Consider the following 16568-nt stretch of genomic DNA (forward strand, 5'->3'; position numbering starts at 1 on the left):
CGCTGCCCCGGCCTAGCGTTCGGGCGTGACCCGTTTCCTCCGCCGCGACCTGTATGCCGCCGGTGCCGCCGCCCTGCTCGTGACGGTGGCGGTACTCATCGGCGGCCACATCCAGCACACCCGGCACACCCTGTTCGTGCACTGGCCACCGGTCCTTGCCGAGTGGGATCCGCACGTGGGCCCCGGCACTCCGGCCGCCTTGGCCGTGGCGGTGGCCGCGGTGGTGTACGGCCCCGCCCTGGCGGTCCGTCTTCCCTGGCGGACGCTGCTCGTGGCCGCCTGGGTGACCGCGCTGGCGTGGGTCCTCTCCCTCGCGCTGGTCGACGGCTGGCACCAGGGCGTCGCGGGCAAGCTGACGACCCACAACGAGTACCTGCGCGTCATCGACCGCTTCCACGACATCCCGGCCACGCTGCGGGACTTCACCCACCACATCGTCAGGGGCACCCCCGACCCCTGGCCCGCCCACGTCGCCGGTCATCCCCCACTCGCCACCGTGACCTTCGTCCTGCTCGACCGGGTGGGGCTGCGGGGCGGCGGCTGGGCGGGGATGTGGTGCATCGCCGTGGGCGCGACGGGGTGCGTGGCCGTGCTGGTCGCGGTCCGCGCGCTGGCCGGGGAGGCACTCGCGCGGCGGGCCGCGCCTTTCCCGGTGCTGGCCCCGGCGGCCGTCTGGCAGGGTACGTCCGCGGACGGCTACTTCGCGGCCGTCGCCGCGTGGGCGGTGGCCCTGCTCGCTCTCGCGCTCACCCGCCGGTCCCTGCCGTGGGCGGCCGGCTCGGGGCTGCTGTTCGGCCTGACCTGTTACCTCTCCTACGGCCTGACGCTCTTCGCGCTGATCGGTGCCGCGGTCCTCGTGCTCGGCCGGCACGAACTGCGGGAACGCCCCGCCCTGCTGCTGCCGCTGCTCGCCGGACTGGCCGTGTTCCCCGTGATGTCGACCCTCGTCGGGTTCGACTGGTGGGAGGCCTACCGCCTCCTGATCACCCGCTACCACCAAGGTGTGGGCGGCACCCGCCCCTACGGCTACTGGGTGTGGGCCAACCTCGCCTGCACCGTGCTCATCACCGGCCCGGCCACGGCGGCGGGCCTGCGGCGGACGGCGGTGGAACTGCTCCGCCGACGCGGCCTCGCCGGCCTCCGCCCCACTGCCCGGACTGACGCGGCGACGGCGCGGTTCCGCCTCGCGGTCCTCGTGGTGGCAGCACTGCTCGCGCTGCTTGCCGCCGACCTGTCCGGCATGAGCAAGGCGGAGACGGAACGCATCTGGCTCCCGTTCGCCCTGTGGCTGCTGCCGGCCTGCGCGTTCCTCCCCCGCCGCCGTGCCTGGCTCGCCGCGCAGGCAGTGCTCGCGCTGCTCCTCAACCACCTGCTGCTGACCGGCTGGTGACGGCGGTCCGCCGACGGCCGAAGGCGAAGCACTCGGAAAGCCGCAGGGGCCTGCGGCACCGGCTCGGGCCTCATCCATGGTCGGCGGCGGACGACGCCACCGGGAATCCGCGGCACCGCGGGGTCGGCGGTCCCGGCACGCGACGCACGAGTGTGTCCCTCACCCGTCCCGACGGCAACGACGACAGACCCCGACTGCTCCAGTCGGGTTCGTCTGTCATTCCGAAGGGTGGCATTCCGGCCGTTCAAGGCCGCGCGCCCGCCGCCGCGCGGCCAGGATGGCGGCTTACGGACGACGTGAAGCGCGAGCCTCGGGAGACCCCTACTTGTGAGCATCCTCAACGAACCCCACGATGCCGCGGCAGCCGAGGACTCCTACGAGAGCGAGCTGCCGGTCAGGCGCAAGCAGCCCGGCAACGTGGTGGTGAAGTGGCTGACCACCACCGACCACAAGACGATCGGCACGCTGTATCTGTCGACGTCGTTCCTGTTCTTCCTGTTCGGTGGCGTGATGGCGCTGGTCCTCCGTGCCGAGCTGGCCCGGCCGGGCCTGCAGATGATCTCCAACGAGCAGTACAACCAGCTGTTCACGATGCACGGCACCGTGATGCTGCTGATGTTCGCCACCCCGCTGTTCGCCGGGTTCACGAACTGGATCATGCCGCTGCAGATCGGCGCGCCCGACGTGGCGTTCCCGCGGCTGAACATGTTCGCCTACTGGCTGTACCTGTTCGGCTCGCTCATCGCGGTCGGCGGCTTCCTCACCCCCGCGGGCGCGGCCGACTTCGGCTGGTTCGCCTACACCCCACTGTCCGACGCGATCCGCACCCCCGGGCTCGGCGCGAACATGTGGATCATGGGCCTGGCGTTCTCCGGCTTCGGCACCATCCTCGGTGCCGTCAACTTCATCACCACGATCATCTGCATGCGCGCCCCGGGCATGACGATGTTCCGTATGCCGATCTTCACCTGGAACGTGCTGCTGACCGGTGTCCTGGTCCTGTTCGCCTTCCCGGTCCTGGCCGCCGCACTGTTCGCCCTGGAGGCGGACCGCGTGTTCGGCGCCCATGTGTACGACGCGGCCAACGGCGGCCCGCTGCTGTGGCAGCACCTCTTCTGGTTCTTCGGCCATCCCGAGGTGTACATCATCGCCCTGCCGTTCTTCGGGATCGTCACCGAGGTCATCCCGGTCTTCGCCCGTAAACCGATCTTCGGTTACCTGGGGCTGGTCGCCGCGACGATCGCGATCGCCGGTCTGTCCATCACGGTGTGGGCGCACCACATGTTCCCCACCGGTGCCGTGCTGCTGCCGTTCTTCTCGTTCATGACCTTCCTGATCGCGGTCCCGACCGGAGTGAAGTTCTTCAACTGGATCGGCACCATGTGGAAGGGCTCGCTGAGTTTCGAGACCCCGATGCTGTGGGCGGCCGGCTTCCTCGTCACGTTCCTCTTCGGTGGTCTGACCGGTGTCATCCTCGCCTCGCCGCCGATGGACTTCCATGTCACGGACAGCTACTTCGTGGTGGCCCACTTCCACTACGTGGTCTTCGGCACGGTCGTCTTCGCGATGTTCGCAGGATTCCACTTCTGGTGGCCGAAGTTCACCGGGAAGATGCTCGACGAACGCCTCGGCAAGATCACCTTCTGGACGCTGTTCATCGGCTTCCACGGCACCTTCCTCATCCAGCACTGGCTGGGTGCCGAGGGCATGCCGCGTCGTTACGCCGACTACCTGGCGGCCGACGGCTTCACCGCCCTGAACACCATCTCGACGATCAGCTCGTTCCTGCTCGGTCTGTCGATGCTGCCGTTCCTGTACAACGTGTGGAAGACGGCCAAGTACGGCAAGCCGGTCGGCGTGGACGACCCGTGGGGCTACGGCCGCTCCCTGGAGTGGGCGACCTCCTGCCCGCCGCCGCGGCACAACTTCGTCGCTCTGCCCCGGATCCGCAGCGAGTCCCCGGCGTTCGACCTGCACCACCCCGAGATCGCCATGGCCGAGCACGACGCGAACCTCGGCAAGCGCGACGCGGTGGAGACGCCGGGACGTGAAGGCGGCCGGCCGTGACCTCGTCGCGTCGCCACGGGACCCGGCTGGACCGGCAGAGTGGCGCACTCGCCAACGAGGTCGAGGGCTATCTCCTCCTGCAAGCGGAGCGAGAGCAGGCGCAGAGCGAGGCAGAAGCTCTCTGCGCACGCCTGCCGTGGCTCACCTCCGGGCAGGCCGAGGACCTCACCCGCCACTACACCGAACAGCGCCTCGGTCTGACACGGCAGGCGCTCCAGGCCACGGCCGACCGGGCCAAGCGCCTGCGCGGCGAATACGAGGCCCGCTACGCCGCACTGCGGCGCGCCCTGCTCCGACGGCACGCCGTTTGCGCATGCCTCCTGTTCGCCTGTTCCGCGACGATCAGTACGGCAGTCTGTCTGCTGGCCCGCTGACGCGCCGCGGCGCTGCGGAGGCCGGCGGTCGTGGGAGGGCGCGACAGCAGGCCCTCGGCCCGGCTGGTCCACACCTTCTCCTTCCGCCCCACCCCCGGCCCACTTCGAGCCCGGCCGACGCGAGGAGGGGCGGGACGACTCCGCGGGCTCGTCGCGGGGAAAGGGGCCGGCCGGCACGCCGGCGACGGGTGACCGCACCGGTCACAGCACCGGCAATCCCCGCGGCCCGGTGGCGCCACCGCGCTACGCGCTGGGGCACCACCGGGCCGCTGTGTTCGTGTCATGCACGAACGGGGATCACTACTCGGTCACCTTCAGCAGCCTGTTGGCCGTTCCGCTGCTCGGGTTGGTGATCTTGTCACTGGTCGCCCCGCCGGTCAGCGCGGACGCGACCTGAGCCGGAGTGGCGTCCGGGTGCCCGGCCAGATAGACCGCGGCGGCTCCCGTGACGTGGGGGGTGGCCATCGAGGTGCCGGAGATCGTCTTGGTCCCCTGGTCACTGTCGTTCCAGTCGGAGGTGATGTCCGAGCCCGGCGCGTAGATGTCCACTACGGAGCCGAAGTTGGAGAAGTCGGACTGTGCGTCGTCCTTGGTGCTGGAAGCGACCGTGATGGCCTCGGGGACCCGGGCCGGTGAACTCTGCCCCGCGTCCGCCGACTCGTTGCCGGCGGCGATCGCGAACGTGACACCCGAGGCGATGGCCTTGCCCACCGCCGCGTCGAGAGCGGGGTCGGCGCCTCCGCCAAGACTCATGTTGGCCACCGAAGGGCCCTTGTGGTTCTTGGTCACCCAGTCGATGCCGGCGACGACCTGCTCGGTGGTTCCGGAGCCGTTGTCGTCGAGCACTCTGACCGCCACGATCTTGGCTTTCTTCGCCACACCGTGCGCGGTTCCGGCGATGGTCCCGGCCACGTGGGTGCCGTGGCCGTTGCCGTCATCGGCGGAGTCGTCCTTGTCGACGGCGTCGAACCCGTAGCTGGCACGGCCGCCGAAGTCCTTGTGGCTGATGCGTACGCCGGTGTCGATGACGTACGCGGTCACTCCCTCCCCGGCCTTGTCGGGATAGGCGTACTTGCCGTCGCCGGCCGTGTCCTTCTGGTCGATGCGGTCCAGGCCCCAGGACGGCGGGGTGTCCTGGGTGGCGTTGATGTGGAACTTCTTGTTCTGCACCACGGTGGCAACCGCGGGATCGGCGGCCAGGCGCTTGGCCTCCGTCTCGGTGAGGCCGCCGGCGGAGAATCCGTTGACCGCCGAGCCGAAGGTCCGGCTGACCTTGCCGCCGTACTCCGTGGCCAACTCCTGCTTCTCGGTCTGGGAGGCCTTCTGGTCCAGCAGGACGATGTAGCTGCCGGCCACGGCTCCTTCCGCGTGCAGGCCGTAGACCACGCCTTCCGCGGGCTGTCCCGCCTGGGCGGCGGGCGACACGTACAGGGCGGTGCCGACGACGGTGGCAGCGGCCGCGATCGCGGTGACGGTCTTGGCCCTGCCTATGCGTTTGTGATGCGCCGTCAAGAGGGGTCTCCTCGTCATGTGGGGGGATTCGCGCAAGCAGCGAAGTCCTGCTCGCGATCTGGAAGCGTGCCGACTTGTCGCGAGCAGATCAATCCCCTGGCCGTAGCCGTGACGCCCCTCGCGGGACCGATCTCCACAGGACTTACGCAGCTCCGAGGCAACCTGAAAGCAAACGTGCAGCGCTTCGCGCTGGTTGAATCACCAAGGAACGGTCAAGAATGATCCGTGCCGATCTCTTCACCGGCCGTTCACGTGCGTGCCGGGTTGCCGGGGTCCGGATCGCTCAGACCGGACTCAGCGGATGTGCCGCCGTGGCGGACCGCGGCGGCCAGGCCTGCGGGGAGAGGATGCCGAGCACGTAGGCACGGGCGACCAGGGCCGGGCGGGTGGCGGCACCCAGGAGGTCGCGCAGGCGGCTCAGGTGGTAGTCCACCGTCTGCCGGGACAGGTGCAGCGTTCCCGCGATGTCCGCGTTGCTGCGCCCGGCGGCCAGCAGGGCGAGTATGCGCACCTGGGTGGCCGTCAGGGGCGGCTGCGCTTCGTGACGCAGGCCGAGATGGGTGAGGACGGCCCACACACTGGACACGCGTCCGGACGTACGGCAGACGGTGCTCAGATGCACCCGGGCCCGGCGCTGCCAGTTGTCTCCGTCGACGAGCACGGCGGAGGTACGGGCGCTCCTGCGCCGACCACCGACGAGGTCGTCCCAGATCCGGTGCAGGGCGCCCCGTTCGGGTGTTTTCGCCAGCAGGGTGTCGACCGGCAGACCGATGAGTTCGGAGAGGCGGACGCCGAGAAGTTCGACGACCGCGGTGCTGGCCTCCCCGACGCGTCCGTCCGGGGAGAGCCGGACGCAGGGCAGTCCGCTGTGGTCACGCAGGGCCCGCAAGTCGTCTTCGACCCGGCGTCGCTGGTCAAGTACCTGGGTGTAGTCGGTGATGTCGACGTAGATGCCGGCCACACAGCGTCCCGTGCCCCAGCGGACGGGGAAGCGGTAGCCCGCGGCATGCCCGCAGGATCCGTCGGAACGCCGGTAGGTGAGGGTGTGCCGTACGGATCTGCCCAGCGTCAGGACCTCCTGGTCCAGGGCGAGGAACCGGGTGACGTCGTCGGGGCCGTCGAGGTCGGCGAGGTGGCGGCCGATCACGGCCTCGCGCGTGGTGCCGTACAGATGGGCGTAGGCGTGATTGGCCCACACATAGCGGCCGGTGGCGTCACGTACGAATGCCGCGGCCGGGGTGAGGTCGGCGAACGCGGCATACGGGCTCCCGTCCGGCCGGCCCGCCACCTCGACCGCCACTCCCCTGCTGCCGTGCCGGTCCGGGCCGTCGTGGCGGGCCGACCAGTTGACGTCGAAGGTGCGGCCCTCGAAGCACGCCTGATAGGCGCCGGTGCCGGGGGAACCGGAGCCGCCGCGGTCGGCGCAGAGGGTCTCCAGGAAACGGCGGGCGGTGCTCTCGTCGTCGAACGCACCGCCCCCGCTGTCAACCACTCTCAGCCCGCCGTCGGCCTCCCACCAGGACACCGGAAGGGACGCGAGCAATGTCTTGAAATCGGACTCGTTCACGGCCCAACTCCTTCAATTTTCCACCACATTACTTTGCGTAACACATCATGCGTATCCCGTAGCGCGGTGGGCATGCGGGACGGTACGGCGCCGCACTCCTCCACGCCTGACGGGCACTAGCGCATCACCGGACCTTCACATCATGGCAACGGCGCGCACCAGTTGGGCATTTGCCTGAGCGGTCCGCGCAGGGGGACCCGCCGGACGGGAGCCTGGGCTGGTTCGCTTGAAGGAGACGGCTCAACGTTCACCGGAAGCAGAGGAGTTGGGTATTCGTGAGCAAGGTGCTGTACGTGCATGCCAAGGGCGGGCCCCCGGCGGGGTACGCCCTGACGCGGGTGGCCGCGAGGGCCGCGGTGCACCTGCTGGCACTCAGCGAACTGCCCGCCACCGTGGCGGCGGACGCCGGACGACGATGCGCCTCGGTCGTCACGGCTCTCGATGCGCAGGGACGCGACCTCGTCGAGCTCATCACCGCCCGAGCCCGCGAAGTGGGCGCCGACGCGGTCATCACCTTCTCGGAGTACGCGGTGGTCGCGGTCGCCGAGGCGTCCCGGCGGCTCGGGCTGCGGGGAGCCGGGCCCGCCGCCGCGCTCGCCCGTGACAAGCGGCTGATGCGCGCCGCCTGGGAGCGTCGTGGCATACCGCAGCCCCGGTTCCGCGGCGTCACGACCGCCACCGAACTGGAGCGCGCCGCGTCCACGTTGTCGTTCCCGCTGCTGCTGAAGGCCGCTTGGAGTGCCGGTTCGACCGCACACCAGATCATCGAGACGGCCGGGGACGTGCGGGACGCCTGGCAGCGGTCGCGCGCGGTGATGGCGGAGTCGGCACTGCTCGGGTTCGCGGAGCTGCACGTGGCCGGTGCCTGCGAGGACTTCATCGTGGAGGAGATCGTCAGCGGCTGTGCCGAGGAGTGGTTCGACGGTTCCGGCTGGGGCGACTACGTCAGTGTCGAGGGCGTGGTCGTCGACGGCGTCTTCCGTCCGGTCTGCCTGAGCGGACGGATGCCGACGGTGGCGCCGTTCACCGAGCGGGCCGGCATCACCCCGGCCGCGGTCGGCAGTGGGGCCCAGATCAGGATCGTGGAGCTGGCCCGGCGTGCCGTGGACGCCCTGGGGCTGGAGAACTGCGGCACCCACACGGAGATCAAGCTGGGCGCGGACGGCCGCATGTGGGTGATCGAGACGGCCGCGCGGTTCGGTGGCGCGATGACCGTGCCGCAGATCGAGGAGGTCTTCGGTCTCGACCTGGTCGGCATGTTCACCGACCAGTTACTCGGCGGTGAACCCGCTTGGCCGGCACGGGCGTTGACGCCGGAGGATGCCGAAGGCGCGGCCGGGTCCCTGGTGGTGCTGGCCGTGAACGGTGACGGCTCACCCTGGCCCCGGCGCCATCTGTGGGACTCCGCGACGGTCGTCCGGTCCGCCCCGGTCGGCGCGGGCAGCACCCTGTCCGTCGTCCGCGAGAGCTCGCTGCCGGACGGCACCCCCGTGCCGGTCTACGACCCGGCCGCCGGCGCCAACACCATGGCAGGGCTGTGCCTGCTGTCGGCCGACCGGCCGCAGACCGTCGTGCGCGACTTCACCGCCCTGGTGGACGCCCTGCCGCGCATCCTGCCCACGGACATCACCGAGGGGGCCCCGGCATGACTCTCGTACTGGACGAGGCGGGTGTGCCCGACGCCTCGGGCGACCGTACCGTCGTCGGCGCCAACCTGTCGCTACCGCTGTTCCGCGCCCTGTCCGGGGTACTCGCCGGACACCCGTACCTCAAGGTCGTCGTGGACCGTGCCGAGCACACCTGGCATCTGCTCGACACCCGGGTGCACCCCTTCCACGTCAACTACATCGCGACCCGCGTCCTCGGCATGACCCTTGACGAACTGGACGCGGACCTGGACGCGTTCAACGCCTCAGTGTACATGGATCCCGAACGCCGTTTCCTGCTCGGCGTGTTGTCCCTGCACACCGACGAGGAGGGCGACGGCTCCGAGCGGCCCTTCCTCGTGCTGGAGACGACCGAGGCGGACACCATGCACGCCGCGCTGCTGGAGGAGTTCTACCTCTACGTGCGTGGACGGGTGGACGGGCGCCTGCCACTGCTGCTGAAGCCCGCCAACCACGGGCAGGAGCAGGAACTGGCCTCGGTCAGCGACGCGCGCGTGCCGCGCATCCTCAGCCACGAACTGTTCGGCAACCGGACTCGCACCTGCCTCAACCCGGGCGAGGCCGAGGGACGGCTGCGCTACTTCCGCACCACGGCGGAGTACCGGAGCGCCGCCGCGGAACTCGGCTGGTCGGACATCGTCGCCATGCCCTGTCTCCCCGACGACGTGCCCCGGGTCGCCGGCTTCATCAACACGGTCCCCATCACTCCGCTGTCGCACACCAACGTCCTCGCCTCGGGCTGGGCCATCCCCAACGCGATCGTCCGCGACCTCGACGCTCTGGTGCAGCGGGACGGTCTCGACGGCGCGTGGGTGCGCTACCGCGTGCGAGAGGACTCCATCACCCTGCGACGGCTGCCCAGCGCACCGGCTCTGCAGCGGCCCGCCTGGCATCAGCAGCGCATCCGCATCGAGACGCCGCTGCTGGAGGACGCTCCGGTCCTCGCGCTGCACCGGCTGCGGCGCGCCGACCGTGACAGCTACGGCACCAAGGCGGCCCACCTCGGGGAACTGCACCACGTCCTGGACAGCCGCACGGCGGATCTGACGACCTTCTACGCACGCCCGCGACCGCCCCGGCCCGATCTGCTCGGCCACCTCGCCGCACGGCTCGGTGAGACCGGCGCGTCGCCTGAGCGGCTACGGGCCGCGGCGGCCGAACGCGTGGCGGCGACGGTACGGGCGCCCGAAGGCGTGGCGCTGCCGTTCCGCCTGCACCATCTCTTCCTGACCTCGTCACCCGCACTCCAGCAAGGCATAGGCAAGCTGAAGATGGCGCTGGAGCTGGAAGCGTTCGACGTGATCGACTCGCTGTCCCTGAGCCTTCAGCACCTGATGCGCAGTACGCCGATGCCCGGCGAGGTGGCGCGGGCGATCACCGGATCGGTGGCGGGGCTGCTGGCCGACGGGCGCCGTCTGGTGGTGCGCTCCTCCTCCAACGCCGAGGACCTGCCCGGCTTCTCCGCCGCCGGGATCTACGACTCGGTCACCACGGTGCGTGGGGACGAGCAACTCTTGGACGCCGTACGGCAGGTGTGGGCGTCGCTGCTGTCGCCGCGCAGCGTGCGCCTGCGGCACCAGGTCGGCATCTCCCTGGACGACACCTACATGGGTGTGATCGTCCAGGAGTACGTGCCGGCGGGTCTCGGTGGTGTGCTGGTGACCTGCAATCCGACCCGTCGCGAGGACTTCCGCAACGTGTACCTCAACTGCACGCCCGGCTCACCGGAGCGGGTGGTCGACGGCACGGTCCTGCCGCACCAGTACCTCTACAACACCGTCGAAGGCGGTGGACGCACGGTCGACGTCGGCTCGTCGGGCGAGGACCTGCCAGCCGCGACGCGCACCTCACTTGCCCAACTGGCGCTGGTAGGGCGTCTGTTGCAGTCGCACTTCAGCGAGGACGACCCGGACGAGGCCCTGGACATCGAGTGGCTCATGACCACCGAGGGGGCCTTCCACCTCGTCCAGGTCCGCCCCTACGCCCGGTGAGGCGCCGCATGCCCTCCCTGCGGTCCCCTTCCCCCGGGCCGGTTCCGACCCCGGCCGCGCGGCGCATCATCCGCCTCAACAACGGGTTCCAGCTGTTGTTCAACCTGCTGTGGTGGATGCCCGTCTTCTACGCCTACCAGCGTGACGCGGGCCTGTCCGACGGCCAGATCTTCGGCATCCAGAGCATCTACTACATCGCCTTCTGCCTGTTCGAGATACCGACGGGAGTCGTCGCCGACCGCATCGGTGCCCGCAACTGCCTGCGCGCGGGCGCGGTGGTGATGACGGCGGCGAACCTGGCGCCGGTGCTGGCCCCGTCGTACTCGGGTTTCCTCGTGCACTTCCTGGCCATCGCCGCCGGACGGTCCCTGACGTCGGGTGCGGCGAGCGCCTACCTCTACGACGGATTGCGCGCCGAGGGGGCGGACGCCCATTACCTGAGGGCCGAGGGTACGGCTCGCGCCCTCGGGCTCGCCGCCAAGGTCGTCTGCTGGCCGCTCGTCGGACCGCTGATGGCGCTGGCCCCGCAGACGCCGTACGTGCTCAGCGCGGCGAGCGCGGCCGGGTCTCTGGGCTGCGCACTGGCCCTGCCGCGGCTCGTCGCGCCCGGTCCGGACAGCCGGCCGCGCGCCCGTGGACGGCGGAGCGGAAGCCTCCTGCGCGACACAGGCGTCGCTTGGCGCACCCTTCGGTCGTCACCGTGGCTGGCTCTGCTGATGGTGCAGGGGGTGGCGGTCTTCACGCTGTCCCGGATCTGCCAGGTCAACCTGTTCCAGCCGGTGCTCCTCGAGCACGGCATCGGGGAGAGCGCGCACGGCAGTGTGCTCGCGGCGATGACGGTCGCCGAGGCGGTGGCCTCGGCCCGCCCCCAGTGGCTGGGGCGTCGGCTGTCGCCCGCGGTGTGGGTGTCCTCGCTGAGCGTGGCGCTCGCCGCCACCCTCGCGGGCACCGCCGTCGGGGGCCCCTGGGCCGTGGTGGGGCTGCTGTGTGCGTTCGCCGCGATCACCGGGTTCGTCTATCCGGTGCAGCGCAAGCTGGTCAACGACGCCATCCCGGTGGAAGCGCCGCGGGCCACGCTGCTGTCGGTGGAGAGCATCGTGGACCGCGCCGTGTGCGCGGTGGCCGCGGTCGCCGCGGGCGCCTATCTGGCGGCGGGCCGGCTCGACGCACTGCTGTGGCACAGTGCCGCGGTCACCTGCGTGCTCATACCGGCGCTTCATCTGGCACTGCACCGCATGAGCCCGGAAAGGGTCCCGGCCAAGGCACGTGGCACCGGGCCCGGCTACCGCGATACCGGCGTGCGGCCGCCGGACCAGCCCGTTCCGCTGCCCGTCGACGAAGGCGCGGCACCCCGCGCCTGAGCCGGCCCCCGGCCGGAGCCGTGCCGGGCCTGCGCCGGCGGCGGGCTTGCCGCCCCGGGTGCGCGAGGATCCACTCGAACCCGGCGGCTCTCCCGCTCGAGGCCGGTGCAGGCCCGCGCTCAGTTCGTCGTGGACGGGGCTCGGCGCGGCAGCTTCCAGTTCGGTCGCGGGAAGTGGCACGTGTAGCCGTCGGGGTAGCGCTCGAGGTAGTCCTGGTGCTCGGGCTCCGCCTCCCAGAAGTCGCCCACGGGCTCGACCTCCGTGACCACCTTCCCCGGCCACAGGCCGCTCGCCTCGACGTCCGCGATCGTGTCGACGGCGACGCGGTGCTGCTCTTCGTCGGTGTAGTAGATGGCGGACCGGTAGCTGCGCCCGATGTCGTTGCCCTGGCGGTCCCTCGTGGTCGGATCGTGGATCTGGAAGAAGAACTCCAGTATGTCGCGGTAGCTCGTGGCCGTGGGATCGAAGAGGATCTCGATGGCCTCGGCGTGGTCGCCGTGATTGCGGTACGTGGCGTTCGGGGTGTCACCGCCGCTGTAGCCGACGCGCGTGGACACGACGCCCGGCTGCCTGCGGATCAGGTCCTGCATGCCCCAGAAACAACCGCCCGCCAGTACGGCTCGCTCGGTTCCCACTGTCATCGGTCGCTCCCTCACGCTCGAACCCGGCGCGGTCGTCGACCTGCCGGTTACACGGTCACCCAGCCTATTACCGCCCGCGAGCAACCGACCAAGGGTCCCTGCGGGACACGGGTGGCCGGTGGCGCCGCCCGCGCTCGGTGTCGGTCCGGCGGCGATCGGGAAGGCGAGGACGGGGCCGTCGTCGCCGGCGTGCGCCGATGTCAGCGCGACGCGGCGGCACAGGCCGTGTGCTGATCAACGCGTCCGGCGTCGTCGGACGATGTGGCCCGCTCGGTGACCGGCAGACCCAGGCGGCCGACGCTCCCGCCGGGGTCAGGCCGCCGTTCCGGCCATCGGCTGTCATGCCGTCGCCCAGCGCGGCGGGCGCCGGGTGGGCCGGTCGTACCCGACGCCGGCGGTCCGGGTGCCGCCGGCGCTGTCGCCGTCCGTCGTGACGCCCTTCAAGCGGGCGGTCTGGTCCCTCAGGGGGTGGTGACGGCGTACGTCCTCCACCCGGGGGGGCGCAGCCCCGCGAGCGGTCTGGTGAGACCGGCGCGCCGGCCCTCAGGTTGCGGCCGGCGCCACCCTGGCGACGACCCGCTTGCCGGCCCTGTGCTCGACATCGGTCGCGCATGCCGGCGGCGTCCAGATCATCGCCTACGTCGAGAACGCCTGGCCGAACGCCCGGCCGGCGAGCAACCTCTGACGCGGTGAGCAACACCCTGGAGGCGGCCGGGGCCGTTCGCGGCCTCCGCCTGACCGCCCTCAGTCACCCGCTCGCGGACATCGGGAACGTCATCGAGGACCCGGTCCGCGCCCCTGCCGGCCGCCTTGGGGATCCCGCGCGCGAACGGCTCACCCGGACGACCGTGTGGCGGCTCAGGACGTCGGCGGCTCAGCCGGACCATGCCGGGGCCACCGCCGCGGCGGCGTCACTGTCTGGCGCCGAAGTCCTGCGTCCACCAGGGGCCGCCCGCGCCCTTGTGGACGCCCACGCCGATGTCCTTGAACGAGCAGTTGAGTATGTTCGCGCGGTGGCCGGGGCTGTTCATCCAGGACTCCATCACGGCCTCCGCGGTCTGCTGGCCCTGAGCGATGTTCTCCCCCTCCGTGGACCAGCGGTAGCCCGCCTCGGTGATGCGGCGTGCGGGGTCGGCGCCGTCCGGGTTGGTGTGGTCGAAGAAGGTGCGAGCGGCCATGTCGTCCGAGTGGCTCTGTGCCGCCTCCTCCAGTTGCCGGTCCTCGGTGAGCGGACCGCAGCCGACGGCCGCCCGTTCCTTGTTCACCAGCGCGACCACCTGCCCGACGGTGTCCGCCGGGGCCGACTGCTCCTGCGGTGTACCGGACGGGACCGGAGCCGGCCGGGCCGACTGGCGGGGAGCCGGCGTGCGCTTCCCGGCTGGGCGCGGGGTCTTCGCAGGGGCCGCCTTCTTCGATTTCGTCGCGGACGGCGACGGGGACGGTGAGGCCGACGGCGAGGTCACGACGGCACTGGGTGCGGAGAGGTCCACGACCGGGGCGCCTGCGGTGCGCTCGGCGGTCGCGCCGTGGGGGCCCGGCCCGGAGTCCGTGCCGAAGTACCAGAGGCCACCGCCGGCGACGCAGGCCGCGACGACGGCACCGCTGACAGCCCGGCGCCGGATGCGCCGGCGCCGACGGGACTCGCTGCGGGAGTCCGCCCGGCGCCGCGCGGCGCGCTGCCTTGTTCCCGGGCCCGGCCCGGTGTGGCTCCCGGACCCACCGAGCCGGCTCGCGGAACCGGTGGTGGCCATCCCTCCGGAGGCGGAGCGCACGCTCGCGAGCAGTGCGGACGAAGCCGCGACCAGCCCCAGACCGGCCAGCAGCCCCTCCGCGGGCATCAATCCGCTCCACAGGCCGGAGCAGCGAGCACAGCCGCGGGCGTGCCGGGCTATTCGCTTGCGCCACAGCGCCGAGGGCCTGCCGTCCCAGGAGGCCAGCACGGCCCGGAGTTCCTCGCACACCGGCCGCGCGTCGAGCGCTCGTACCACGACGCGGGCCACCTCCAACTGTGCCTTCATCCGCTGCACCCGGACCGCCGCGTGCTGGGGCGACAGCTCCAGGGCGGCGGCGACCTCGGCCCGGGTCAGCTCGCCGGCGCACTCCAGCCACCACAGTGACAGCAGTCCCCGGTCGTCCGGCTCCAGCCAGCGCGTCGCGCGCGCGGTCTCCTGACGCTGCCCGGAAAGCTGGAGCTGCACCACCGTCAGGTCGACGAAGTCGGCGCCGGGATCGGCCAGTTCCTCGGCCTCCTCCACCGCGCCGGGGGCGGACTGCCGGTCCTGCCAGTGCGCGCGGACCTGGTTCATCGCGATCGCCACGAGCCAGGAGCGGAACCGCTCGGGAGCACGCAGCCCGCCCAGTCCGTCAAGGGCGCGCAACATGGTCTCCTGCACCACGTCGTCGACATCCACCGAGCCGTTCAGAGCCCGCCCCACGATGTTGTAGACAAGCGGAAGGTACGCGCTGACCAGTGCGTCCTGGGCCTGCGTATCACCCTCCCGGGCAGCGGTCACCAGTGCCGCCGTCTCCTCCGCGTGCTGTGTGCTCATCAAATGCTTCCTGTCCTCGACGCCGAACGATTGTGTCCGATACGTGGGAGACCGCTCGCTGCGCCTCGGATAACAGTTGTTCGGGACCGAGTTCTTGCCGCTGTGGCGCCCAGGCCGTCATGCGGTGGGCCGGAGGCAGGTGATGTCGCTGGCCGGCGGGCGTCCGTCCGCGAGGTAGGCATTGACCGCGGCATCCACGCAGGAGCTGCCGAAGACGCCGTAGACCGGGTGCTGGTCCGCCCCGCGCAGGGTCACCAGGCGGGAGCTGGGCCACCTCCGGTGTACCGCTTGCGCGCTCTGGTAGGTGGTGCGCGGGTCGCCGGTGGCGTTGACGAGCAGGGCCGGCGGGGTCGCGGCGGATCGTCGTCGGACGTTCCCGCGGCGGGTCCCGGAAAGCGCAGGGTAACTGCCGTACGAGTAGCCGAGGTAGGAGATCCGGTGCTCGCCGAGGGCGGCGCGGATCACGTCCATGTCGCGGGCGGTGTCACGGGTGGTGGCGTACGGCAGCAGGTCACCCGCGTGTGTGCGGCAGCGGCGGGCGAGGTCTGCGGGGAAGGCGACCATGCGGTCGAAGCCGGCGCGGTCGCCGCCGGCTCCGCGGACCATGCTGCCGGTGGGCCAGTGGCAGTCCAGTGGGGTGCTCCGGCCGACGAAACGGGGGTCCACGCCCACCACGTCGTAGCGTGCGCCGACCTCCTCCATCGCCTGGCGCACCCACGGCGGATCGCCGATGGTCTGCCCGCCGCGGCACCGCTGTTGAGCATCAGCGCGCCGATGCGGTGAGTGGTGTCGGTGCCCCGGATCCGGGAGATCGCGGCGGTGATCGTACGGCCGTCGGGACGTGCGCAGTCCAGGGGGACGGTGACGTCGGCGCAGCGGGCGCCGGCCTGTTCCAGTTCCTTGCCGGTGGTGGCGTCGGGTCCGAGCAGGCAGCTCTTCCAGTCAAGGTGCTGGTGGTGGTAGCGGGCGAGGGGTCGGTGGCCGCGCGGGCCGCGGTCGTGTTCATCGCGCGCCCGGTGCGCAGATCGGCCACGCCGTCCGTCACGCTCCGGTGCGCGCAGGGTGCGTCCGTGGCAGTGCCGTCGACCAGGACAGCGGCACCGGCGATCCGGTCGCGGTCGACCAGGCGGTGCACGGACCGGCTCAACTCGTCGCGTGGGCCGCAGGGGCCGGGCGGGTGCCGTGGCGGCTGCGCGGCCGCCGCCGTCCCCGCGCCGGTGACCGGCACGAGGGCCGTGACCACGGTCGCGGCCATGGCCCCGAGAGCGGTACGTGTGCCGGGTGCGGATCCCGGTATGAAGATCACCATGCGACATCGCGCTAGGCACCGCGCGGGACGTGGTCACTGCGGCAGGCAGCCGGTTCGGTGGTGGGGGCTGCGGGATGGGGGGGGGGGGGCGGCGCGCCGACCCGGAGAACAACGCCCCGGGGGACGTGGCGGGGGTGGAG

General features: G+C 71.4%; 11 protein-coding genes. 6 read left to right on the forward strand and 5 right to left on the reverse strand.

Annotation, left to right across the window (positions count from 1 at the left end):
* The first annotated feature begins 25 nt into the window (after nt 1–25).
* The 3 genes from ABZ079_RS31915 (at nt 26) to ABZ079_RS31925 (ending at nt 3831) form a co-directional block, all read left to right on the forward strand.
* Nucleotides 26–1390, forward strand: coding sequence for a hypothetical protein (locus ABZ079_RS31915; RefSeq protein ID WP_356942924.1), 1365 nt, complete (start codon nt 26–28; stop codon nt 1388–1390).
* A 327-nt stretch (nt 1391–1717) separates the two neighbouring features.
* Nucleotides 1718–3457 (forward strand): cytochrome c oxidase subunit I, encoded by a 1740-nt coding sequence (gene ctaD / locus ABZ079_RS31920; RefSeq protein WP_356942925.1) that lies wholly within the window; start codon nt 1718–1720, stop codon nt 3455–3457.
* On the forward strand, nt 3454–3831 hold the full coding sequence (locus ABZ079_RS31925) for a hypothetical protein (protein WP_356942926.1): 378 nt from the start codon (nt 3454–3456) through the stop codon (nt 3829–3831). The genes ctaD and ABZ079_RS31925 overlap by 4 nt, the downstream gene beginning before the upstream one ends.
* A gap of 300 nt (nt 3832–4131) precedes the next feature.
* Here the strand turns inward: ABZ079_RS31925 and ABZ079_RS31930 are convergent, their stop codons facing one another.
* Both ABZ079_RS31930 and ABZ079_RS31935 read right to left on the reverse strand, forming a co-directional pair.
* Nucleotides 4132–5262 (reverse strand): S8 family serine peptidase, encoded by a 1131-nt coding sequence (locus tag ABZ079_RS31930; protein ID WP_356942937.1) that lies wholly within the window; start codon nt 5260–5262, stop codon nt 4132–4134.
* 364 nt (nt 5263–5626) lie between these two features.
* Nucleotides 5627–6910, reverse strand: a complete 1284-nt coding sequence (locus tag ABZ079_RS31935) for a PAS domain-containing protein (RefSeq protein WP_356942927.1) — start codon at nt 6908–6910, stop codon at nt 5627–5629.
* Nucleotides 6911–7185: 275 nt separating this feature from the next.
* Between ABZ079_RS31935 and ABZ079_RS31940 the strand changes: the two genes are divergently transcribed.
* Genes ABZ079_RS31940 through ABZ079_RS31950 form a run of 3 tightly spaced genes read left to right on the forward strand, consistent with a single transcriptional unit; the run spans nt 7186 to nt 11929 of the window.
* Entirely contained in the window at nt 7186–8559 is a 1374-nt protein-coding gene (locus tag ABZ079_RS31940; RefSeq protein WP_356942928.1) for an ATP-grasp domain-containing protein, read from the forward strand.
* On the forward strand, nt 8556–10568 hold the full coding sequence (locus ABZ079_RS31945) for a PEP/pyruvate-binding domain-containing protein (protein WP_356942929.1): 2013 nt from the start codon (nt 8556–8558) through the stop codon (nt 10566–10568). Before ABZ079_RS31940 ends, ABZ079_RS31945 begins: the two co-directional genes overlap by 4 nt.
* A gap of 8 nt (nt 10569–10576) precedes the next feature.
* Nucleotides 10577–11929 (forward strand): MFS transporter, encoded by a 1353-nt coding sequence (locus ABZ079_RS31950; protein WP_356942930.1) that lies wholly within the window; start codon nt 10577–10579, stop codon nt 11927–11929.
* A 119-nt stretch (nt 11930–12048) separates the two neighbouring features.
* Here ABZ079_RS31950 and msrA read toward each other — a convergent pair whose 3' ends face one another.
* From msrA to ABZ079_RS31965, 3 genes are all read right to left on the reverse strand, one after another.
* Nucleotides 12049–12570, reverse strand: coding sequence for a peptide-methionine (S)-S-oxide reductase MsrA (gene msrA / locus ABZ079_RS31955; RefSeq protein ID WP_356942931.1), 522 nt, complete (start codon nt 12568–12570; stop codon nt 12049–12051).
* Nucleotides 12571–13481: 911 nt separating this feature from the next.
* Nucleotides 13482–15119, reverse strand: a complete 1638-nt coding sequence (locus tag ABZ079_RS31960; RefSeq protein ID WP_356942932.1) for a sigma-70 family RNA polymerase sigma factor — start codon at nt 15117–15119, stop codon at nt 13482–13484.
* Between the two features lie 117 nt (nt 15120–15236).
* Nucleotides 15237–15821, reverse strand: a complete 585-nt coding sequence (locus ABZ079_RS31965) for an alpha/beta fold hydrolase (protein ID WP_356942933.1) — start codon at nt 15819–15821, stop codon at nt 15237–15239.
* Nucleotides 15822–16568 lie beyond the last annotated feature (747 nt).

Source organism: Streptomyces sp. NPDC006314, assembly GCF_040613075.1.
Classification (GTDB): domain Bacteria; phylum Actinomycetota; class Actinomycetes; order Streptomycetales; family Streptomycetaceae; genus Streptomyces.

Bases quoted from the DNA above. Each gene is read 5' to 3' on its own strand.
- ABZ079_RS31945 (WP_356942929.1), top strand. From the start codon at position 8,556: ATGACTCTCGTACTGGACGAGGCGGGTGTGCCCGACGCCTCGGGCGAC.
- ABZ079_RS31950 (WP_356942930.1), top strand. From the start codon at position 10,577: ATGCCCTCCCTGCGGTCCCCTTCCCCCGGGCCGGTTCCGACCCCGGCC.
- msrA (WP_356942931.1), bottom strand. From the start codon at position 12,570: ATGACAGTGGGAACCGAGCGAGCCGTACTGGCGGGCGGTTGTTTCTGG.
- ABZ079_RS31960 (WP_356942932.1), bottom strand. From the start codon at position 15,119: ATGAGCACACAGCACGCGGAGGAGACGGCGGCACTGGTGACCGCTGCC.
- ABZ079_RS31965 (WP_356942933.1), bottom strand. From the start codon at position 15,821: ATGGAGGAGGTCGGCGCACGCTACGACGTGGTGGGCGTGGACCCCCGT.